At 57.7% G+C, this 19496-nt stretch carries 21 protein-coding genes; 11 read left to right on the top strand and 10 right to left on the bottom strand.

Annotated features, from left to right (window positions below):
* Positions 1-5: 5 nt before the first annotated feature.
* Positions 6-1571 (bottom strand): transcriptional regulator TyrR, encoded by a 1566-nt coding sequence (tyrR, locus tag S7A_RS09380; RefSeq protein WP_009090034.1) that lies wholly within the window; start codon positions 1569-1571, stop codon positions 6-8.
* A 229-nt stretch (positions 1572-1800) separates the two neighbouring features.
* Here tyrR and S7A_RS09375 point away from each other — a divergent pair, with 229 nt between their 5' ends.
* The 3 genes from S7A_RS09375 to S7A_RS09365 are packed head-to-tail and all read left to right on the top strand — an operon-like array spanning position 1801 to position 4575.
* The gene (locus S7A_RS09375) at positions 1801-2160 is read left to right on the top strand and encodes a GtrA family protein (RefSeq protein WP_033736534.1); all 360 of its coding nucleotides are present in this window, start codon (positions 1801-1803) and stop codon (positions 2158-2160) included.
* A complete protein-coding gene (locus S7A_RS09370) occupies positions 2157-3107 on the top strand; it encodes a glycosyltransferase family 2 protein (RefSeq protein WP_009090031.1) in 951 nt (316 codons plus the stop codon). The genes S7A_RS09375 and S7A_RS09370 overlap by 4 nt, the downstream gene beginning before the upstream one ends.
* Positions 3108-3156: 49 nt before the next feature.
* Positions 3157-4575: a hypothetical protein gene (locus tag S7A_RS09365; protein ID WP_009090029.1), complete on the top strand. Its 1419-nt coding sequence runs from the start codon at positions 3157-3159 to the stop codon at positions 4573-4575.
* 45 nt (positions 4576-4620) lie between these two features.
* Here S7A_RS09365 and S7A_RS09360 read toward each other — a convergent pair whose 3' ends face one another.
* The 6 genes from S7A_RS09360 to pspA are packed head-to-tail and all read right to left on the bottom strand — an operon-like array spanning position 4621 to position 8634.
* On the bottom strand, positions 4621-5682 hold the full coding sequence (locus S7A_RS09360; protein ID WP_009090028.1) for a YcjF family protein: 1062 nt from the start codon (positions 5680-5682) through the stop codon (positions 4621-4623).
* Complete coding sequence (locus tag S7A_RS09355; protein ID WP_009090026.1) at positions 5679-7076, bottom strand: YcjX family protein; 1398 nt, start codon at positions 7074-7076, stop codon at positions 5679-5681. The genes S7A_RS09360 and S7A_RS09355 overlap by 4 nt, the downstream gene beginning before the upstream one ends.
* Positions 7057-7305 (bottom strand): phage shock protein PspD, encoded by a 249-nt coding sequence (pspD, locus tag S7A_RS09350; RefSeq protein ID WP_009090024.1) that lies wholly within the window; start codon positions 7303-7305, stop codon positions 7057-7059. Before pspD ends, S7A_RS09355 begins: the two co-directional genes overlap by 20 nt.
* A 53-nt stretch (positions 7306-7358) precedes the next feature.
* Positions 7359-7709, bottom strand: a complete 351-nt coding sequence (gene pspC / locus S7A_RS09345; protein ID WP_009090023.1) for an envelope stress response membrane protein PspC — start codon at positions 7707-7709, stop codon at positions 7359-7361.
* On the bottom strand, positions 7706-7933 hold the full coding sequence (gene pspB / locus S7A_RS09340; protein WP_009090021.1) for an envelope stress response membrane protein PspB: 228 nt from the start codon (positions 7931-7933) through the stop codon (positions 7706-7708). Before pspB ends, pspC begins: the two co-directional genes overlap by 4 nt.
* Positions 7934-7968: 35 nt before the next feature.
* Positions 7969-8634, bottom strand: coding sequence for a phage shock protein PspA (gene pspA / locus S7A_RS09335; RefSeq protein WP_009090020.1), 666 nt, complete (start codon positions 8632-8634; stop codon positions 7969-7971).
* A gap of 165 nt (positions 8635-8799) precedes the next feature.
* Between pspA and pspF the strand changes: the two genes are divergently transcribed.
* Positions 8800-9801, top strand: coding sequence for a phage shock protein operon transcriptional activator (gene pspF / locus S7A_RS09330; RefSeq protein ID WP_009090018.1), 1002 nt, complete (start codon positions 8800-8802; stop codon positions 9799-9801).
* A 48-nt stretch (positions 9802-9849) separates the two neighbouring features.
* Here pspF and S7A_RS21405 read toward each other — a convergent pair whose 3' ends face one another.
* The gene (locus S7A_RS21405; RefSeq protein WP_009090017.1) at positions 9850-9993 is read right to left on the bottom strand and encodes a hypothetical protein; all 144 of its coding nucleotides are present in this window, start codon (positions 9991-9993) and stop codon (positions 9850-9852) included.
* A 170-nt stretch (positions 9994-10163) separates the two neighbouring features.
* Between S7A_RS21405 and sapA the strand changes: the two genes are divergently transcribed.
* The 7 genes from sapA (at position 10164) to S7A_RS09295 (ending at position 17689) form a co-directional block, all read left to right on the top strand.
* The gene (gene sapA, locus S7A_RS09325) at positions 10164-11786 is read left to right on the top strand and encodes an ABC transporter substrate-binding protein SapA (RefSeq protein ID WP_009090014.1); all 1623 of its coding nucleotides are present in this window, start codon (positions 10164-10166) and stop codon (positions 11784-11786) included.
* Positions 11787-12752, top strand: a complete 966-nt coding sequence (gene sapB, locus S7A_RS09320) for a putrescine export ABC transporter permease SapB (protein ID WP_009090012.1) — start codon at positions 11787-11789, stop codon at positions 12750-12752.
* Positions 12739-13629 carry a putrescine export ABC transporter permease SapC gene (gene sapC, locus S7A_RS09315; RefSeq protein ID WP_009090011.1) on the top strand — a complete coding sequence of 297 codons (891 nt, stop codon included), beginning with the start codon at positions 12739-12741 and terminating at the stop codon, positions 13627-13629. Before sapB ends, sapC begins: the two co-directional genes overlap by 14 nt.
* Positions 13630-14625 (top strand): putrescine export ABC transporter ATP-binding protein SapD, encoded by a 996-nt coding sequence (gene sapD, locus S7A_RS09310; RefSeq protein WP_009090009.1) that lies wholly within the window; start codon positions 13630-13632, stop codon positions 14623-14625.
* Between the two features lies 1 nt (position 14626).
* The gene (sapF, locus tag S7A_RS09305; RefSeq protein WP_009090008.1) at positions 14627-15430 is read left to right on the top strand and encodes a putrescine export ABC transporter ATP-binding protein SapF; all 804 of its coding nucleotides are present in this window, start codon (positions 14627-14629) and stop codon (positions 15428-15430) included.
* Positions 15431-15570: 140 nt separating this feature from the next.
* A complete protein-coding gene (gene fabI, locus S7A_RS09300) occupies positions 15571-16359 on the top strand; it encodes an enoyl-ACP reductase FabI (RefSeq protein WP_009090006.1) in 789 nt (262 codons plus the stop codon).
* A gap of 217 nt (positions 16360-16576) precedes the next feature.
* Complete coding sequence (locus S7A_RS09295) at positions 16577-17689, top strand: oxidoreductase (protein WP_009090004.1); 1113 nt, start codon at positions 16577-16579, stop codon at positions 17687-17689.
* A 27-nt stretch (positions 17690-17716) separates the two neighbouring features.
* Here S7A_RS09295 and S7A_RS09290 read toward each other — a convergent pair whose 3' ends face one another.
* Positions 17717-18613 carry a LysR family transcriptional regulator gene (locus S7A_RS09290; RefSeq protein ID WP_033736237.1) on the bottom strand — a complete coding sequence of 299 codons (897 nt, stop codon included), beginning with the start codon at positions 18611-18613 and terminating at the stop codon, positions 17717-17719.
* Positions 18614-18729: 116 nt separating this feature from the next.
* Positions 18730-19440: a YoaK family protein gene (locus S7A_RS09285; protein ID WP_033736236.1), complete on the bottom strand. Its 711-nt coding sequence runs from the start codon at positions 19438-19440 to the stop codon at positions 18730-18732.
* Positions 19441-19496: the final 56 nt, after the last annotated feature.

Genomic DNA, 19496 nt, shown 5'->3' with positions numbered 1-19496 from the left:
ATAGCCTATTCGCTGTCGCTGCGCTTCTGCCCCAGACCATATTCCCGCAGCTTATTGGCAATCGCCGTGTGTGACACGCCGAGCCGTTTTGCCAGTTTTCGGGTGCTGGGATAGGAGAGGTAAAGCCGCGTCAGGATTGAGCGCTCGAAACGGCTGGTGATTTGATCCAGCGTGCCTTCCAGCGCCTCATCACCCAGCGACACATCCAGCGCCTGCTCAGGCAGTACGATGTCCTGAGGACGCAGTTCGTAACCCTCCAGCTGGGTTAACGCCCGGTAAAGCGCATTCTTTAACTGACGTACGTTGCCCGGCCAGGCATAGCGGGTCAGAAACGCGTTGAGCTGCAGAGAGAGGCGTGGACGCGCCATCCCCTGCTCATCCGCAAAGCGGGCAACAAACATCTCGGTCAGCGGCAGAATATCCTGCGGACGGTCGCGCAGAGGCGGCAACTGCAGCGTCAGGACATTGAGACGGTAGAAGAGATCTTCGCGGAACTCTCCGCGCTGTACCAGCTCAATCAGGTTCTTCTGCGTGGCGCAGATCACCCGCACATTCACATGCACTTCATGCTCTTCACCGACGCGGCGGAAGGTGCCGTCATTGAGAAAACGCAACAGTTTGGTCTGCATTCTCGGCGACATCTCACCGATTTCATCCAGCAGCACCGAGCCGCCGTTCGCCTGTTCGAAAAAGCCCTTCTTGCCTTCAAGCGCATTAGGATAGGCGCCGGCAGCATGTCCAAACAGCTCGCTTTCCGCAACGTCGTCAGGCAGTGAGGCGCAGTTCAGCGCCAGGAAAGGATTCTTCCCGCGGGCGCTGCGGAGATGGCAGGCGCGCGCGAGCATGTCTTTCCCGGTGCCGGTGTCGCCCACAATCAGCAACGGCGCATCCAGCATCGCCAGCTTGCGGGCCTGATCCACCACCTGCCGCATTTTCGGCGTGACGGCAATGATGTGATCAAACTCCGAATCGTCGGTGACCACCAGATTCTGCAGCTGACGGCCCATGCGGGCGGTCGACTTCAGCATCACCATCGCGCCGACCGGCCGATCGCTCTGGCCCTCTTCACCCGGCAGATAGATGGGACGCGCTTCCATCAGAAAATCCCGGCCTTCAATAACGACATGCTGCGCCTGCGCTTCCACCCGATCGCTCTCGAGCCAGCGCATAAAGTTAAAGCCGGTGATCAGATGACCGGCGCTGAAATTGCGCATCTTCTCTTCATCGAGATTGAAGAGGTTTTGTGCCGCCGGATTAGCTAACTCAACCTTACTTTTCAGATCGACAGAGAACACCGGATCGGGCATCGCCACCAGCAGCGCACTCAGCGCACGGTGTTCCCGCTCAGAAGGCATGTACGTGACAGTGCGCACATCTGTCACGCCGGGCGTACGCCGGATTTCAGCCATCAGATTGCTGAAGGCATCAAATTCCAGTGCAGCAAAGTTGAGATAGATGCGCCCAATCGCCGTAATTTCGATACCGCGTAAATCAATATTGCGTGCCACCAGCAGGTCGAGCAGTTCACGCGTCAGACCGATACGGTCCTGACAGAACACTTCCAGACGCATTGCGTTCGCCTTAATCAGGTTCAGATGGTTCAATGATACGCTAAGTCGCGCACCGGCAGAAAGGACTCTGTCAGGAAAAGTTGACACTTCTGGCGTGGATGATGGCATTTTGTACTGCGCCGCTGAGATCATGATTCTGTCTCAGAGTGTCAGCATTTGTCAGCGCCGGAGTTTTTATCCCATCCGACTTGCTGTATATTTTTCAAAACCGAATAAAAACCACTATAAAATGCTGACTTTCTTCGTAAAATATCTGACGGTAGGTGTCATCAATACCCTGCTTCACTGGGTCACCTTCTTTATCTGCCTTAGTCTGGGCCTTTTCCAGTCAACCGCTAATCTGTTGGCGTTTTGTCTGGCCGTCACCTTCTCTTTCTTTGTGAATGCACGCTGGACCTTTAATCAGCAGGCAACAGCCTGGCGCTATCTTCTTTACGTCCTGTTTATGGGGGCAATGGCCTTTAGCGTGGGTTATCTCGCTGACCGGCTCGGCCTCTACCCTCTGATAACGCTGATCGCCTCATCCGCCCTGAGTCTGGCGTGTGGCTTCCTTTTTTCCCGCTTTATCGTCTTTAAAGGAGAGTCATGAACATCTCTTTGGTGGTACCGGTATTCAATGAAGAAGAGGCTATTCCCCATTTTTATCAGGCCGTGAGAAAAGATGAGGCGCTTGCGGCCTGGCAGGTTGAGATTGTTTTTATCGATGATGGCAGCACGGACGCAACGCGTGCGCTGATTACTCAACTGAGCCAGCGTGATCCGCTGGTGCGCAGCCTGTCGTTTATTCGTAATTTTGGCAAAGAGCCGGCGCTGTTTGCCGGACTGGAAGCGGCAACCGGCGAGGCCATAATTCCAATCGATGTCGATTTACAGGATCCGATTTCGATAATTCCCGAAATGGTCCGTAAATGGCAGGCGGGTGCCGATATCGTTTTAGCCAAACGGATTGACAGAAGTGCTGATGGCCATCTGAAGCGCAAAACCGCCCGCTGGTTTTACAAGCTGCATAACAAAATCAGCTATCCGCAGATTGAAGAGAACGTGGGTGATTTCCGGCTGATGTCGCGGGAAGTGGTTGAGAACATTAAACGGCTGCCCGAAAAAAATCTGTTTATGAAAGGCATTCTGAGCTGGGTCGGCGGACAGACTGACATTGTTGAATATGTCCGGACTGAGCGGGTCGCGGGGCACAGTAAATTCGGAGGCTGGAAATTGTGGAATCTGGCGCTGGAGGGACTGACCTCTTTCTCAACCGTACCGCTACGTATCTGGTCTTATCTGGGTTTTCTGGTTGCCTCACTGGCCTTTCTTTATGGGCTCTGGATGATTGCAGATAAACTCCTGTTCGGTAATCCGGTGCCTGGCTATCCCTCTATCCTGGTTTCCGTACTGTTCCTTGGCGGAGTTCAGCTGATTGGCATTGGTGTACTGGGTGAATATATTGGCCGCATCTATATGGAAACCAAAAACCGGCCTCGCTATATTTTGCGAAAATCCGTGGGAAATAAATCAAGCCCACCCGAAAACATCGATTAAATTGTCCGGTAAACGGGCAGAGATAATGGTCAGATTAAAAGGATGACAGATGATCGCCACCGATAACGGCCTGACCCGCCGTCAGGTTTTTTTACTTTTTGCGTTAGTTTTTCTGGTGGCCTACAGTCCCGCCTGGCTGACCCAATACGCCTATACCGATGACTGGACTAATCTCTACTGGGCCAATTTTGACAGGCTCAGTATTTTAAACTGGGACACCCTGTCGGGCAGACCGGTCTATGGCATTATTCAGTACAGCGCCTCATTCCTGGTCGCGAGCATAGAACGACTGGCACTCCTGCGTGCTGTCGCCATTATTCTGCTTATCTTTACCGGCTATTATCTCTATACCCTTTGCCAGAAATATCAGCTGATGGAAAGCCAGGCTCAGCGGATAACCTTTGCGTTATTACTCTGCCTGCTTCCCTCCTTTCAGGTTTATATTGCCTGGGCATCCTGCTTTCCTTACATCGCGGCCATTTTACTGGCAGGTGCCAGCTACCACTTCTCGACTAAACCCGGCGTGACAGGTCGCGTGTCAGCGGTGTGCCTGCTGACCGTTGCCTTTTGTCTCTATCAGCCAGCCGCAATGAGCTTTACCTTTTTTGCCGCGCTGGATCTCTGCCTTTCAGCACGAAGAATTGACAGGAAGCGGGCTGCAATCTCTCTGATCGTACTGGGTGCCGGTATGTTTGCGGCGCTGCTCGCATCAAAGGTCCTCCCGGTCCAGCTTTATGGCCACACGCTGCCGCGCTCCGCCTTCAGCTATAACATCCCGGCTAAGCTCAGCTGGTTTTTCACGGAATACCTTAAGAACGTGATCTGCAATTTTGACCTCGGCGCAAAGACGGTTTCAGTCATCATCTCGTCGATCATTATCGGTTTTGGGCTGAAGAAAATTAAGGCAGCCGGTAACGACAAATTTTATCTGATGTTTATCTTACTGGTTATCGCCGCCCTGCCTAACCTGATTGTCAGTGAGAGCATGGCGGCCTACCGGACGCTTATTGCCGGTGCGCTGATGACTACCAGCGCCTTTATTCTGGGTCTGTTTGAACTCAGTAAAAAGCTGAAGTGGAAAAAGACATTCTATGCCCTGCTGGTTATCGCGGCGGCCTCACTGTCGATCAGTCACCTTATCAACGGTTATTCCGTACCTGCCCGCAAGGAGTTTGCCCTGCTCGAACGGGCAATCACGCAGCAGGTGCCGAAAGCGTTCAACGGGGCGCTCTACTATCGCCTGACCGGAGAGTATTTACCGAAAGTCGCTACGCTGCGGAAATATGATGATTTTGGCGGACTGGGCCTGAGCATGTCATGGACCTTTGCCGGGATGGCCCATTTTATCCGCGAGAAAAATGGCATGGCCTTTACGTTACCCGAGAATCCGGTTATCACAGATGAAGGGCATTGCCCGGGTGACTGTCTGATTATCGATTCCCGTCAGGTTCTGCGTCAGACACCGTAATCGGCATGAAGGCGGCCTGGCCGCCTTCATGCTTACAGACGCGCTTCAGGAGGATTTGTTGTTGCCATTCTGCAGCGCCTCTTTCATCTGTCCCAGCAGCTCACGCCGGAAATCGCCCAGCCGGGGCTTATCCTGCTCCAGCCAGGGCAGCGGACGGCAAAGCTCCATCGCTTTCACACCCAGACGTGCGGTCAGTAAACCGGCACCAATGCCCTGCGCGGCACGCGTTGAGAGCCGGGCGGCGATATCCTGCGACATCCAGTCCATCCCCACTTCCCGCACCAGCTCTGACGCCCCGGCAAAAGCCATGTTAAGTAGCACCAGACGGAACAGGCGGATTCGGCTGAAATAGCCCAGCTCGATGCCGTAGATGGCGGCGATGCGGTTGACCAGCCGCAGATTGCGCCAGGCGATAAACGCCATATCGACCAGCGCCAGCGGGCTGACCGCAATCATCAGGGTGGACTCGGCTGCATGGCGACTGATTTCACGCCGCGCCTGGCGATCCAGCACCGGCTGCACCAGCTGCGCATACAAACGGACTATCTCACTGTCGTTCTGGGTTTCATGCAGGGACGCGTGCCAGCGCTGCAAAGCCGGATGCGCCTGGTCCAGTTCCGCCTGCTGCGCCAGCTTTTCACAGAAGGCCCGGCCTTTGCCGATGCCATGACTGTGCAGCAGTTCACGGCCGACATCGCGCTCTTCAGCGCGCTGACGCAGCTGATAGAGACGACGCCACTCCGTGGTCAGGGCACCCACCCCCGCCAGGACGATCAGGCCACCAGCCACACCGCTGCCCAGTGAGAACCAGTCGCGGGCCAGCCAGGCGTCATGGGTCCACTGCACGCCCTGAGCAATGACGCTGACGCCAAACAGCAGTGCGCCAGCAGTCACCAGTTTACGCCACAGGCTGCGCTTCGGTTTCAGCGCGGCCTCCACTGCCCGTTCGCCTGCGCCCTCCTCTTCAACGGCGACATCTTCCTCCTGTACCGCCAGAAAGGCGGCATCGGCCTCTGCATCAAAGGCGTGTGCCGGGCGCAGTGGCGTGGCGCGGCTCTCCTCCAGTGGACGGGCAAAATCGATACGCGGCTTCAGCGGATCACTCATCGCAATTTATCTCCCAACAAAAATTCCAGCGCGGCATCCATGCGGATATGAGGCAGCGGACGATCGACGTCGAGCTGCTGCGGACGGAATTGTTCAAACTGAAAACCCTGCTGCTGCCAGAAGGCATTGCCGGGCAGACGCGGCGGAACGTCGCCAGGATAGACGGTCAGCGGCTCGCCATTATCCAGCCGGTTACCGCGCAGTGCCGGGATCTTTTCGCCACGGTGATCGACCAGCCCGCTCTGCGTCGCCTGTACTGAAGCCAGTCCGATGCATTCCATCGTGATCCCTTCAAACGCCGCGTTCTGCCAGGCATCCTGCACCAGCTGCTGCAACAGCGAAACCATATTGCCATGCTGATCGCTGGTGATGTGATCGGCCTTGGTGGCAGCAAACAGCAATTTATCAATTACCGGCGAGAAGAGCCGGCGAAACAGCGTGCGCTGGCCGTAATGAAAACTCTGCATCAGCTGCGTCAGGGCCAGACGCATGTCGTTAAACGCCTGCGGCCCGCTGTTCAGCGGTTGCAGGCAGTCAACCAGAACAATCTGGCGGTCGAAACGCAGAAAATGGTTCTTATAGAAGCCTTTCACGACATGCTGACAGTAGTAGTTAAACCGCTGCTGCAACATGCCGAAGTTACTGCCCTTGTCCGCCTGGGCCAGCTTTGTCAGCCGGGCCTCATCGGTGGTCGGCCAGGGGAAGAACTGCAGCGCAGGCGCGCCCGCCATATCACCGGGCAGGACAAAGCGGCCAGGCTGGATAAAGTGTAAGCCTTCAGCTTTACAGCGGTGCAGATAGTCGGTCCAGGCGGCGGCGATTTCTGCCAGCCGGGTTTCATCGGCGGGTGCCAGCGGGTCCAGGTTCTCGCAGAGGGCGCGCCACGGCGCGGCCCACTCCGCGCGGTCGCCCTGCAACAGTCCGTTCATCTGCCGGGACCAGGCGAGGTAGTCCTGGGCCAGCATCGGCAGATCCAGCAGCCACTCACCAGGATAATCAACAATTTCCAGATAGAGGGTCGCGGTCTCTTTCAGGTGGCGCAGCAGGGAATCGCTGGGACGGTAACGCAGCGCCAGACGCATTTCGCTGACGCCACGGGTGGGCACAGGCCAGGCGGGTGGCGTGCCGTAGAGCTGTGCCAGCCCTTCGTCGTAGGTAAAGCGTGCGGTGCCCATGTCGCGCTGCGGCACCCGCTTGACACCTAACAGACGCTCATCCCGCACAACGGAAAACAGCGGCAAACGTGCGCCGCTGTGAACGGTTAACAGCTGGTTAACCAGAGAAGTGATAAAGGCGGTTTTACCGCTGCGGCTTAATCCGGTGACCGCCAGACGAAGATGGCGATCGACGCCGCGGTTCATTAACGCCAGTAGTTCAGTTTGCAGTCTTTTCATCTTTCTCCCTGATGAAGCGCGACGCAACCCGATTCATCACCCGCTTCAGCAGTGGCTCCAGCGCCACGGCCAGCAGCAGACGTAACGGGCGTCGCGCTACCGATTTCACCGCCCAGCCCGTCACACCGGCCGGACCATAGGTAACAGCATTGATAATGATGAATCTGGCCGCCGACTTCAATGCAGGTGCCGCGCGGTGACGGAACATTGTGGATCGCGAAAAAGACATAACACCTCCATTGCGTGAACGAACGGGCCTGAAACGGCCCGGTACAGGCGGATTCAGATCTGGCGGAAGCGGCTGCGTACGCTGAACGTTTCAGACGTTACGTAGCGTTCCACATCGCGCACGCTGCGTTCATCACGCTGCAGTGCGCTTTCCAGCTGGTCCAGCAGTTCGCTGGCGCTGGGCGGGCGTTCCCCTTCTGCGGCCGAGGCGGGCTTCTCATCCAGCACAAACCCCAGCACAAAGTAGGCGATAATCGTAAAAACAAACAGACCAAAGAACAGGGATAACACCACGATGATCCGCAGCAGGCGAACCGGGATATCGAGATACTCGGCCAGCCCTGCACAGACCCCCATCAGCTTTCCTTCGTCTGGCTTACGCCATAACTTACGGCCTTTCATCATGGCTGCCTCCAGTTAGGATGCTCGGCGTCCAGAATCGCTTCCAGCGCGTCAATCCGTTCGCGCATCCGTTGCGCATCCTGGGTCACACGCTGCAGGCGCTGAAGTTCGCTTTGCGACAGTTCCGAACCGCCGTTGCGTTTGTTGCTGTAATGCAGCCATAACCAGATGGGTGCCACGAACAGCACGAAAATCGTCAGCGGTATGGCGAGAAAAAGTGCGCTCATTGACTCTCCTTAATCACTTTTTGCAACGTCGAAGGTTACTCACTGCGGTTCATTTTGGCTTTCAGCGCGTTAAGCTGCTGGCTGATCTCATCGTCCGCTTTCAGATCGGTAAACTGCTGGTCCAGGGTTTTGGTTTTACCAAAGCCGTGACTTTCCGCTTCCGCTTCCATGTGATCAATACGGCGTTCAAAGGATTCAAAACGCGCCATCGCTTCATCAATTTTACCGCTGTCCAGCTGACGACGCACATCGCGTGACGACGACGCCGCCTGATGACGCAGCGTTAAGGCCTGCTGACGGGCGCGCGTTTCGCTCAGCTTTTTCTCCAGCTCGCCAATTTCGCCCTTCATGCGTTCCAGCGTCTCTTCAACATGAGTGACTTCCTGCTTCAGCGAGGCGATAAGATCAGTCAGTTTCTGTTTTTCAATCAGCGCAGCGCGGGCCAGGTCGTCTTTATCTTTGCGCAGCGCCAGCTCGGCTTTTTCCTGCCACTCCGCCTGCTGAATCTCCGCCTGCTCAATGCGACGGGACAGCTGTTTCTTCTCTGCCAGCGCCCGCGCAGAGGTAGAACGCACTTCGACTAAGGTGTCTTCCATTTCCTGAATCATCAGCCGCACCAGTTTCTGTGGATCTTCCGCACGCTCCAGCAGCGAATTGATATTGGCATTCACGATGTCGGCGAAACGAGAAAAAATACCCATAATGATGTTCCTCTTTTAAAAGTCTTAAACAGTGTTGCCCTGCCTGATTAATACAAGATGCGTGCCAATTTTATATATAATTGATTTTAATCATCTTTTAAATTTTACACCCTCTCCCGGCTGCTTTAAGATAGTCAAAATGATTAACGGGTAGCGAAATTCATCATGACCGGAACTAATGATAATCTTCTCGGTGAGTCGAACAATTTTCTGGAGGTGCTGGAGCAGGTTTCTAAACTCGCCCCGCTGGAGAAACCCGTTCTGGTTATTGGCGAGCGCGGCACCGGTAAAGAGCTTATCGCCAGCCGGTTACACTATCTTTCCGATCGCTGGCAGGGGCCATTTATCTCGCTGAACTGCGCCGCCCTTAACGAGAATCTGCTGGATTCGGAACTGTTCGGGCATGAGGCGGGCGCGTTTACCGGCGCGCAGAAGCGTCATCTTGGGCGTTTTGAACGGGCCGATGGCGGTACACTGTTTCTGGATGAGCTGGCAACCGCACCCATGCTGGTGCAGGAGAAACTGCTGCGGGTGATTGAGTATGGTCAGCTGGAGCGGGTCGGCGGCAACCACTCCCTGCAGGTCAATGTACGTCTGGTCTGCGCCACCAACGAAGATCTCCCTGCGCTGGCGGCGGCGGGCAAATTCCGCGCCGATCTGCTGGATCGTCTGGCTTTCGATGTGGTGCAGTTGCCGCCACTGCGCGAACGCCGCAGCGATATTCTGGTGATGGCCGGACATTTCGCCATCCAGATGTGCCGGGAGCTGGGGCTGTTACTCTTTCCTGGCTTCACGGCCCGCGCGCAGCAGACGCTGCTCGATTACCACTGGCCCGGCAACGTGCGTGAACTGAAAAATGTGGTGGAGCGCTCAGTCTACCGGCATAACAGCAGCGAGCAGCCGCTGGATAACATCATTATCAATCCCTTCGCTTCGCGCCAGCAACCGGTCGCCAGAATGCCGTTAAATCCGACTGGGGATAGCGCTGCGCTGCCTGGACTGCCGCTGGATCTGCGACAGTGGCAAAACCAGCAGGAGCGGGATCTGGTGGAGGCGAGTCTGCAACAGGCACGCTACAACCAGCGCCGCGCTGCCGGTCTGCTGGGCGTCACCTACCACCAGCTGCGCGCAATGATGAAAAAGCACGATATCAAAGCCGAGAACTGATCCGCCCGCTGCACGGCTGATTGATGCACCGGGGTAAAGCCGGGTTCACTATCCTGCTTTCTTACCCACCCAGGCTGCGTCAGGCAAAAAAAAGCCCGCCATCAGGCGGGCAACAATACTGGAAGCAATGTGAGCAATGTCGTGCTCCTCTTCGGCAGAGCCACCGTCGAAGTGCATATGAATAATAATCATTCTTATTATCATCTGTAAAGGTGTAATTGAGAATATTTCTCATTACCCCACCTTTTGTGCGCCCTTTTGCCCCGCAGAGGATGAAAATCAGGCTGACGGCGGTTGCAGGTTTTGGGACAACGCCCGCTTTGCGATACACTCTGTTCAATGCCTCAAAATCGTTGAGTTCTATGTCAAAACTACTAAGTTCGCTGTTGCTCAGCCTCAGCGTGTTGAGTGCCCCTGCATGGTCAGCACCGGCGGGTGATATCCGCCAGTCCGGCTTTGTCTACTGCGTCAGCGGCACGCTGAACACCTTTAATCCGCAGATGGCCAGCAGCGGGCTGACGGTGGATACCCTGGCGGCTCAGCTTTATGACCGGCTGCTGGATGTCGACCCATATACCTACCGGCTGAAACCCGATCTGGCCTCCAGCTGGGAAGTGCGCGATAACGGCGCGACCTACCGCTTTCACCTGCGGAGTGGCGTCGCCTTCCAGCAGACGAATCAGTTCCGCCCCACCCGCACCCTCAATGCTGACGATGTGGTCTTCAGCTTCGCCCGCATGTTTGATCGCCATCACCCGTGGCATAACGTGAATGGCGGCAACTACCCCTACTTTGACAGCCTGCAGTTCGCCGATTCTGTTCAGAGTGTAAAGAAGATCGATAACCGGACGGTCGAGTTCCGGCTCAACAGCCCGGACGCGTCGTTCCTGTGGCATATGGCCACGCACTATGCGCCGATCCTCTCGAAAGAGTATGCTGACCAGCTCACGGCGCAGGGGCATCAGGAGGAGCTGGACCGGCAGCCGGTGGGCACCGGCCCTTATCAGCTCAGCGAATATCGCACCGGCCAGTACATCCGTCTGGCGCGCAATCCGCATTACTGGAAAGGCGTGCCGCGTCTGCAACAGGCGGTCATCGATCTCGGTTCCGGCGGCACCGGGCGACTCTCTAAACTGTTAACCGGTGAGTGTGACGTACTGGCCTACCCGGCCGCCAGTCAGCTCAGTATCCTGCGCGATGACCCGCGCCTGCGGATGACGCTGCGCCCTGGCATGAACATCGCCTATCTGGCCTTCAATACCCGCAAGCCGCCGCTGGACCGGCCTGAGGTGCGGCATGCGCTGGCGCTGGCGATCAACAATGAACGCCTGATGGAGTCCATCTATTACGGAACGGCCGAAACGGCCGCGTCGATATTGCCGCGCGCCTCCTGGGCGTATGACAATGATGCGCGCATCACTGGCTATGACCCGGCGAAGTCGCGCGAAGCGCTGGCCGCGCTGGGCATCAGCGATCTGCATCTGCGGCTGGTGGTGCCCGCAGCGTCGCAATCCTGGAATCCCAGCCCGCTGAAAACGGCTGAACTGTTGCAGGCGGATCTGGCCCAGGTGGGTGTCCGGCTGACGATTGTGCCGGTGGAGGGGCGCTTCCAGGAGGCGCAGCTGATGGCGATGAATCACGATCTGACCCTCTCTGGCTGGGCCACTGACAGTAATGACCCGGACAGCTTCTTCCGTCCGCTGCTCAGCTGCGCGGCTATTCGCTCCCAGACCAATTACGCGCACTGGTGCTCACCCGCCTTTGATGAAACGCTGCAGAATGCCCTGCTGTCGCAGCAGCTTTCTGGCCGCATCGACAGCTATGACAAAGCGCAGCAGATTCTGGCGCAGGAGCTGCCGGTGCTGCCGCTGGCCTCCTCGCTGCGTCTGCAGGCATTCCGCCATGATATCAAAGGGCTGGTGCTGAGTCCGTTTGGCAACGCCTCGTTTGCCGGGGTTTATCGTGAAAGCGATAAGGAAAAGTAAGTGATTATCTATCTTCTGCGGCGTCTGCTGCTGCTGGTCATTACCCTGTTTCTGCTGTCGCTGGTCAGCTTCAGCCTGAGCTACTTTACCCCCAACGCCCCGCTGGAAGGCGCTGCACTTTCGGACGCCTGGTGGTTCTGGTTTAAAGGAATGCTGCAGTTCGACTTTGGCGTCTCCAGCACCAACGGTCAGGAGATTGGCCTGCAGCTGCGCGAGGTGTTCCCGGCGACGATGGAGCTCTGCATCCTGGCATTTCTGTTCGCGCTGCTGGTAGGGATCCCGCTGGGGATCTGCGCCGGGGTGATGCGCAATAAATGGCAGGATAAAACCATCAGTGCGCTGGCGCTGTTCGGCTTCTCCGCGCCGATTTTCTGGCTGGCGCTGCTGTTCACGCTTTTCTTCTCGCTGACGCTCGGCTGGCTGCCGGTGTCGGGTCGCCACGATCTGCTCTACCCGGTGCAGAATATCACGGGCTTTGCGCTGATCGATGCCTGGCTGAGTCCTTCGCCCTGGCGTCACGAGATGATCATCAGCGCGCTGACCCACCTGATTCTGCCGGTGCTGGTGCTGGCGATGGCCCCCACCACAGAGGTGATCCGCCTGCTGCGCAACAGCACCAGCGACGTGATGGATAAAAATTATATTAAAGCAGCCGCTACCCGGGGGCTTTCGCGCTTTACGGTGATCCGCCGGCACGTGCTGCATAACGCCCTGCCGCCGGTCATCCCGCGTCTGGGGCTGCAGTTTTCCACCATGCTGACGCTGGCGATGATTACCGAGATGGTGTTCAACTGGCCCGGACTCGGCCGCTGGCTGATCAATGCGATTCGTCAGCAGGATTATGCGGCTATCTCCGCCGGGGTGATGGTGATTGGCGGGCTGGTGATCCTGGTCAACGTCATCTCTGATGTGATTGGCGCGGCAATGAATCCGCTGAAACATAAGGAATGGTATGCCCTTAGATAATATCTATGCCGAGAAACGCCTGCCCAGCGCGTTTCGTCAGAGCTGGCACCATTTCTACGGCAATCCGATTTCGATGGTCGGGCTGTATGGCTTTGGCGCCCTGCTGCTGCTCTGCCTGTTCGGCGGGCTGATCGCGCCTTACGGCATCGATCAGCAGTTCCTGGGGTATCAGCTGCTGCCGCCGTCGTGGTCACGCTATGGCGACGTCTCTTTCTTCCTCGGCACCGACGATCTTGGGCGGGATGTGCTGAGCCGCCTGCTGAGCGGTGCAGGTCCGACGGTAGGTTCAGCGATGCTGGTGACGCTGTTCGCCACGCTGGGCGCCCTGATACTGGGCGTGCTGGCGGGCATGACCCACGGCATCCGCTCGGCGGTAATGAACCACGTACTGGATACGCTGCTCTCTATTCCTTCGCTGCTGCTGGCGATCATTGTCGTGGCTTTTCTCGGACCGCGACTGGAGCATGCGCTGCTGGCGGTCTGGCTGGCGCTGATGCCTCGCCTGGTGCGTGAGATATACAGCGCGGTGCATGATGAGCTGGAAAAAGAGTATGTGGTCGCCGCGCGTCTGGACGGGGCCAGCGGCCGCAACATCCTGCGCTACGCCATTATGCCGAACATTCTGCCGCTGCTGATCACTGAAATCACCCGGGCGCTGTCGATGGCGATTCTGGACATTGCCGCACTCGGCTTTCTTGACCTGGGCGCGCAGCTGCCCTCACCCGAGTGGGGCGCGATGCTGGGCGACTCGCTGGAGCTGATCTACGTGGCCCCCTGGACCGTGATGCTGCCGGGCGTGGCGCTGATGGTCAGCGTATTAATTGTTAACCTGCTCGGTGACGGCATCCGTCGCGCCGTCGAAGCGGGAGTGGAATAGATGCCGTTACTCGATATCCGTAATCTCACCATCGAATTTATGACCGCTGACGGACCGGTCAAAGCAGTGGATCGCGTAAACCTGACGCTGGGCGAAGGGGAAATTCGCGGTCTGGTCGGGGAGTCCGGCTCAGGCAAAAGTCTGGTGGCAAAGGCCATCTGCGGCGTAACCAATGACAACTGGCGCGTGACCGCAGACCGTATGGTGTTTGATGACGTGGATCTGCTGCGCCTGACGCCGCGCGAGCGCCGTCGTATTATCGGGCATAACGTCTCGATGATTTTTCAGGAGCCGCAATCCTGTCTTGATCCCTCTGAAAGTATCGGTCGTCAGCTGATGCAGGTGATCCCGCGCTGGACGTATAAAGGGCCGTGGCTGAAACGCTTCTGGTTCTGGCGCAAAACCCGTGCCATCGAGCTGCTGCATCGCGTCGGTATCAAAGACCACAAAGATATCATGCGCAGCTTCCCCTATGAGCTGACCGAAGGCGAGTGCCAGAAAGTGATGATCGCCATTGCGCTGGCGAATCAGCCGCGTCTGCTGATCGCGGATGAACCGACCAACGCCATGGAGCCGACCACGCAGGCGCAGATTTTCCGCCTGCTGAGCCGCCTGAATCAGAATAACAACACCACCATTCTGCTGATCAGTCATGACCTGCGCACCATGAGCCAGTGGGCGGATCGGATTAACGTGATGTACTGCGGCCAGACGGTGGAAACCGCGCAGAGCGACGATCTGATGAGCACACCGCACCACCCCTATACCCAGGCGCTGATTCGGGCGATGCCCGATTTCGGGCGTGCGCTGCCGCACAAGAGTCGTCTCAACACCCTCTCCGGGGCGATCCCTTCGCTGGAGAGCCTGCCGATAGGTTGCCGGCTGGGGCCGCGTTGTCCTTACGCCCAGCGCAAATGTATTGAAACGCCAAGGCTGACCGGCAGTAAAACGCATCTTTATGCCTGCCATTTCCCGCTCAATATGGAGGGCCAGTAACATGGAAACCCTGCTGGAAGTGCGCAACCTGAGTAAAACATTTCGCTATCGCACCGGTTTGTTCCGCCGTCAGCATGTCGAGGCGGTGAAATCGGTGAGCTTTACCCTGCGTGAAAGGCAGACGCTGGCCATCATCGGCGAGAACGGGTCAGGCAAATCTACCCTGGCGAAGATGCTCAGCGGCATGGTCGCGCCGACGGAGGGTGAGATTCTGATTGACGATCATCCGCTGACCTTCGGCGATTATGGCTACCGCAGTCAGCGCATCCGCATGATTTTTCAGGACCCCTCCACCTCCCTGAATCCGCGTCAGCGCATCAGTCAGATTCTTGATTTTCCGCTGCGGCTCAACACCGATCTCAATGCGGAAGCGCGCGAGAAGCGCATCATCGCAACCCTGCGGCAGGTGGGATTACTGCGCGATCACGCCGGTTATTATCCCCATATGCTGGCACCCGGTCAGAAGCAGCGTCTGGGTCTGGCCCGTGCGCTGATCCTGCAGCCCAAAGTGATCGTGGCCGATGAAGCGCTGGCCTCGCTGGATATGACCATGCGCTCTCAGCTGGTGAATCTGATGCTGGAGCTGCAGGAAAAACATGGTATCTCCTACATTTATGTGACGCAGCATCTGGGCATGATGAAACATATCAGCGACAAGGTGCTGGTGATGCATCAGGGCGAAGTGGTCGAGCGCGGCGGCACCGCGGATGTGCTGGCCTCGCCGCTGCACGATCTGACCCGACGCCTGATCAGCAGCCACTTCGGCGAAGCGCTGAGTGCCGAAGCCTGGCGACGCGAACGCTGATTTTGCTGCCCGTCGCGGAAATTGCGGGCCGGTTTACCTGATTTATGAGAGACGTGCTAGAATCCGCACGTCGATTAACGTCGGTCGCTTACTTTTTAATCATGCGGCCGCCAACAACAATGACCATAAGGATTACAGCTATGGGTTTTCTTTCCGGTAAGCGCATTCTGATTACTGGCGTTGCCAGTAAACTTTCCATCGCCTACGGTATTGCACAGGCGATGCACAAACAGGGCGCAGAACTGGCTTTCACCTACCAGAACGACAAGTTAAAAGGTCGTGTGGAAGAGTTTGCTAAAGATTTGGGTTCAGACATCGTGCTGCCATGTGACGTCGCAGAAGATGAGAGCATCAAATCTCTGTTCACTGAACTGGCAAAAACCTGGCCGAAATTTGACGGTTTCGTTCACTCTATCGGCTTCGCGCCTGGCGACCAGCTGGATGGCGACTATGTGAACGCCGTTACCCGCGAAGGCTTTAAAATCGCGCATGACATCAGTGCCTACAGCTTCGTTGCGATGGCGAAAGAGTGCCGTGAGATGCTGAATCCAGGCTCCGGTCTGCTGACCCTCTCTTACCTGGGTGCTGAGCGCGCGATCCCGAACTACAACGTGATGGGTCTGGCGAAAGCGTCCCTGGAAGCGAACGTGCGTTACATGGCAAACGCCATGGGCCCGGAAGGCGTGCGTGTTAACGCCGTCTCTGCAGGTCCAATCCGCACCCTGGCCGCCTCAGGCATCAAAGATTTCCGTAAGATGCTGGCGCATTGCGAAGCGGTCACCCCGATTCGCCGTACCGTCACCATCGAAGATGTCGGCAACTCTGCCGCGTTCCTCTGCTCTGATCTGGCAGGCGGCATCACCGGTGAAGTCGTTCACGTTGATGGCGGCTTCAGCATCGCCGCGATGAACGAACTGGAACTCAAATAAGTTCCCTGAGGGCGAGCCTGGCTCGCCCTCTTTTTTTGGCTCCATTCCGCCTCACTCCCTGATTTTTCTGCCGTTATAGCGTAACGCTATTAATTATCACCGATCATTCTTTTGCCCCGGACCGGCCATCAGCGACGATAAGCCTGCCTTTCGGTTTATGCACATTTTCAGATTCTGCCGCCTGCATACCGAACCCGAATCTGCAAAAGGATTGATCATGGAACAACGCCGCTATCCGGGCCATAACCACTGGTTTTACGAGAGCCAGACCAGTCCACGAACCTCTCAGGCCGCGCCGCTGGTGCCCGAGGCCGCCCATATCGATGACCGTTTTCTGCTGGGCTGCCACGCCGATCACGCCGGGATGCACGCCCTGTTGCGCTCGCAGCAGCCCGCCCTGCTGGCCGCACGCGATCTGGCGCAGCTGCTGTTTCCCGATCGGGTGACCACGTCGCTCACCCATACGTTAACGCTCTACGACCGCCTCAGCACCGCGCTGACCGTCGCGCAGGTGGCGGGGATCCAGCGGTTGTGTAACCACTACTCTGCCCGCCTGAATCCGCTGCCAGGCCCCGACTCTTCACGCGAGAGTAACAACCGCCTGACCCAGATCACGCAATACGCCCGTCAGCTGGCGATGCAGCCTGAGCTGATCAACGGCAGCGCCATTACCGCACTGGATGGGGTTGGCCTGACCGAGCCCGATATCGTGACGCTGAATCAGGTGATCGGGTTTGTCAGTTATCAGGCGCGGGTGGTGGCGGGCTTACAGGCACTGCAGGCTCAGCCGGTTCGCTGGCTGCCCGGCAGCACCGCGCCCCCCGATGCAGAGGCAACCGGCTTCGATCAGCCCGCCCGCTGGCAGCCGGTGCTGAAGCCGCTGGAGCTGCGTTATGCCAGCGCGGAGCAGCTCGCAGCAATCACCCGTTGCCAGTCACTGCCGGGTATGCAGGAGGCAGTCTGGGTGCTGGCACATGATCCTGCGGCGTTATATGGCTGGGCGCAGCTGCGTCAGCACCTCTCTGACGAACCTGCCTTGCCAGAGGCGGTCGCCGCCCGCATCCTCGGCAGTCGCTGGCTTTTCCGGCTGCTGGACGGTCAGGCGGGTCTGATTGAAGGGGTCGATGATGCCGGATCACGCGGCGCAGAACAGCAGATTATTGCACTGGCGGCGCAGCTGACCCGCTCACCGGAGCGCTTCAGCGCGGCCCATCTGCAACCCCTCATGGAAGCGGGCTGGGAGAATGATGCGCTGTTCGCGCTGGTTCAGCGTGTCGCGATAGGCAACTGGAACAGTCGCCTCTTTTACGCGCTGGGCGAAGCGCAGTAAGCGTAAAAAATGAGAGCCTGCCGCCGGTTACATCGGCAGCCGCGCGCGCGCTTCATCGAAAAAGTGCTGGGCCAGCGGGGTGGCACGGCCAGGCTCGGCGATAACCAGCGCCGCCTGACGTGCCATGGGTGGCAGCGTGATGGCGCGCTGCTGCAGCCCCTGAAGTGAAGCGGGCAACAAATGCCCCACTGGTGAAACCAGCAGCCCCAGCCCGACCTGAGCGCACTGCATCAACTGCATGACGGAAGCACTCTCGACGATCACCCGTGGCACCAGCCCCGCCTCACGAAAGGCCATGTCGAGATAACGGCGAAAATAACGGGTCGGCTCCGCCAGGCAGAGCGGCTGTTGCGCCAGATCCGACAGCGCCAGCGGCGTATCACCCACCAGCGCCGGGAAATGGTCAGGGTGGAACACCGCTTCAACGCCGCGGTCCGCCAGCAGCTCGGTCTGAAAATGGAGTTCGCGCAGGGTCGCCATCTCAAAAAAGCCGATGCCGACATCCACAGTGTGACTGTTAAGCGCATCCAGCAGCTGATCAGCGCTCAGCACCGCGATGCGGTAGTCGAGCTGCGGATATCTTTCCTGGACCACTTTCAGCAGCAGCGGCAGGGCCATGCTGCACTGCGGAACCACTCCCACCCGCAGCGTGCCGTTTACCCCATGTTTCAGTGATTCGACTTCCAGCTTCAGCCCCTGATACACCGAAACGATTTCCCGCGCCCATGCCAGCACGCGATCGCCCTCTGGCGTAAATCCGGCGAAGTTATTACTGCGGTTAATCAGCGGCAGGCCCAGCTCTCGCTCCAGATTTTTCAGGCGCATAGAGAGTGTCGGCTGTGTAACGAAACTGGCTTCCGCGGCGCGCCCGAAATGGCGTTCGCGCTCCAGGTTACACAAATAAATCAGTTGTTTAATGTCGATTTTAATAGTCCATCAGCAGGTTGAAGGCGGTTCGCGTCACGGTCTCTGACCTGTATCACCCTGAGTATAAGGCGCAATGTTACCCTGTGCCGGCCCTGAAGGTTTAACCGCACGGTTCATTTGCGCGGCCGGAAAATGGCGTTCAGCGCCAGGCAGATCAGGCCGAACCCCACCAGCAGCAGAAAGTCGTAGCTGAGCAGCCTGTAGAGCCCTATTCCGGCTATGCCGCCCGCCAGGAATGCGAGCAGCGTCAGCACATGCAGCCGCAGCCGGCTCAGGTAGAGCGGTGCCTCTTTCGGGGAGATTTTACGCCGCAGCACTTCAAACAGCATCGCCAGCTCAATCCCGATATCGGTCGCCGTGCCGGAGACATGGGTGGTACGGACGCGGGCGTCCGAAATCCGTGTCACCACCGCATTCTGCAGCCCCATCAGAAAGCTCAGGCTCAGGATTAACACCACGCCCGGCGACAGCGGCGGAAAATGATTTTCTATCACCCCCAGCACCATCAGCGCACTGCCTTCAGCCAGGATGACAAAGGCATAAATAGTGCGGATGTTTCTGCGGCGACCGGAATTGATAACCAGGGTGGAGAGCGCCGACCCGGTGATGAAGAGGATGACGATGGCGAGAAAAAAGAGGCCGGTTCCCGGATTCGCTTTTGCCAGATGATCGGAGAGCAGCGAGACATTGCCGGTCATGTTGGCAGAAAAGAAACCGACAATCTCAAAGGCTGCGGTGTTCAGCGCCCCCGCAGCGGCCGCCAGCGTACAGGCCAGACGGGTGTCGGCGCTGTGGCTGCGGGCACTTTCTGTACTGATTAGCATGACCACCACATATTCAGAGGAAAGCCTTATCATCCGCCGTTTCCCGGCCGGCGACA

Origin of the sequence: Pantoea sp. Sc1 (assembly GCF_000255315.1) — a bacterium.
Taxonomy (GTDB): domain Bacteria; phylum Pseudomonadota; class Gammaproteobacteria; order Enterobacterales; family Enterobacteriaceae; genus Pantoea; species Pantoea anthophila.
The sequence above is the reverse complement of the archived record's forward strand: the minus strand, read 5'-3'. Positions and strand labels throughout refer to the sequence as shown.

What these genes read in the sequence shown, in the direction of transcription:
- tyrR (WP_009090034.1), bottom strand. Translation starts at nt 1,571, where the DNA reads ATGCGTCTGGAAGTGTTCTGTCAGGACCGTATCGGTCTGACGCGTGAA.
- S7A_RS09375 (WP_033736534.1), top strand. Translation starts at nt 1,801, where the DNA reads ATGCTGACTTTCTTCGTAAAATATCTGACGGTAGGTGTCATCAATACC.
- S7A_RS09370 (WP_009090031.1), top strand. Translation starts at nt 2,157, where the DNA reads ATGAACATCTCTTTGGTGGTACCGGTATTCAATGAAGAAGAGGCTATT.
- S7A_RS09365 (WP_009090029.1), top strand. Translation starts at nt 3,157, where the DNA reads ATGATCGCCACCGATAACGGCCTGACCCGCCGTCAGGTTTTTTTACTT.
- S7A_RS09360 (WP_009090028.1), bottom strand. Translation starts at nt 5,682, where the DNA reads ATGAGTGATCCGCTGAAGCCGCGTATCGATTTTGCCCGTCCACTGGAG.
- S7A_RS09355 (WP_009090026.1), bottom strand. Translation starts at nt 7,076, where the DNA reads ATGAAAAGACTGCAAACTGAACTACTGGCGTTAATGAACCGCGGCGTC.
- pspD (WP_009090024.1), bottom strand. Translation starts at nt 7,305, where the DNA reads ATGTCTTTTTCGCGATCCACAATGTTCCGTCACCGCGCGGCACCTGCA.
- pspC (WP_009090023.1), bottom strand. Translation starts at nt 7,709, where the DNA reads ATGATGAAAGGCCGTAAGTTATGGCGTAAGCCAGACGAAGGAAAGCTG.
- pspB (WP_009090021.1), bottom strand. Translation starts at nt 7,933, where the DNA reads ATGAGCGCACTTTTTCTCGCCATACCGCTGACGATTTTCGTGCTGTTC.
- pspA (WP_009090020.1), bottom strand. Translation starts at nt 8,634, where the DNA reads ATGGGTATTTTTTCTCGTTTCGCCGACATCGTGAATGCCAATATCAAT.
- pspF (WP_009090018.1), top strand. Translation starts at nt 8,800, where the DNA reads ATGACCGGAACTAATGATAATCTTCTCGGTGAGTCGAACAATTTTCTG.
- S7A_RS21405 (WP_009090017.1), bottom strand. Translation starts at nt 9,993, where the DNA reads ATGATTATTATTCATATGCACTTCGACGGTGGCTCTGCCGAAGAGGAG.
- sapA (WP_009090014.1), top strand. Translation starts at nt 10,164, where the DNA reads ATGTCAAAACTACTAAGTTCGCTGTTGCTCAGCCTCAGCGTGTTGAGT.
- sapC (WP_009090011.1), top strand. Translation starts at nt 12,739, where the DNA reads ATGCCCTTAGATAATATCTATGCCGAGAAACGCCTGCCCAGCGCGTTT.
- sapD (WP_009090009.1), top strand. Translation starts at nt 13,630, where the DNA reads ATGCCGTTACTCGATATCCGTAATCTCACCATCGAATTTATGACCGCT.
- sapF (WP_009090008.1), top strand. Translation starts at nt 14,627, where the DNA reads ATGGAAACCCTGCTGGAAGTGCGCAACCTGAGTAAAACATTTCGCTAT.
- fabI (WP_009090006.1), top strand. Translation starts at nt 15,571, where the DNA reads ATGGGTTTTCTTTCCGGTAAGCGCATTCTGATTACTGGCGTTGCCAGT.
- S7A_RS09295 (WP_009090004.1), top strand. Translation starts at nt 16,577, where the DNA reads ATGGAACAACGCCGCTATCCGGGCCATAACCACTGGTTTTACGAGAGC.
- S7A_RS09285 (WP_033736236.1), bottom strand. Translation starts at nt 19,440, where the DNA reads ATGCTAATCAGTACAGAAAGTGCCCGCAGCCACAGCGCCGACACCCGT.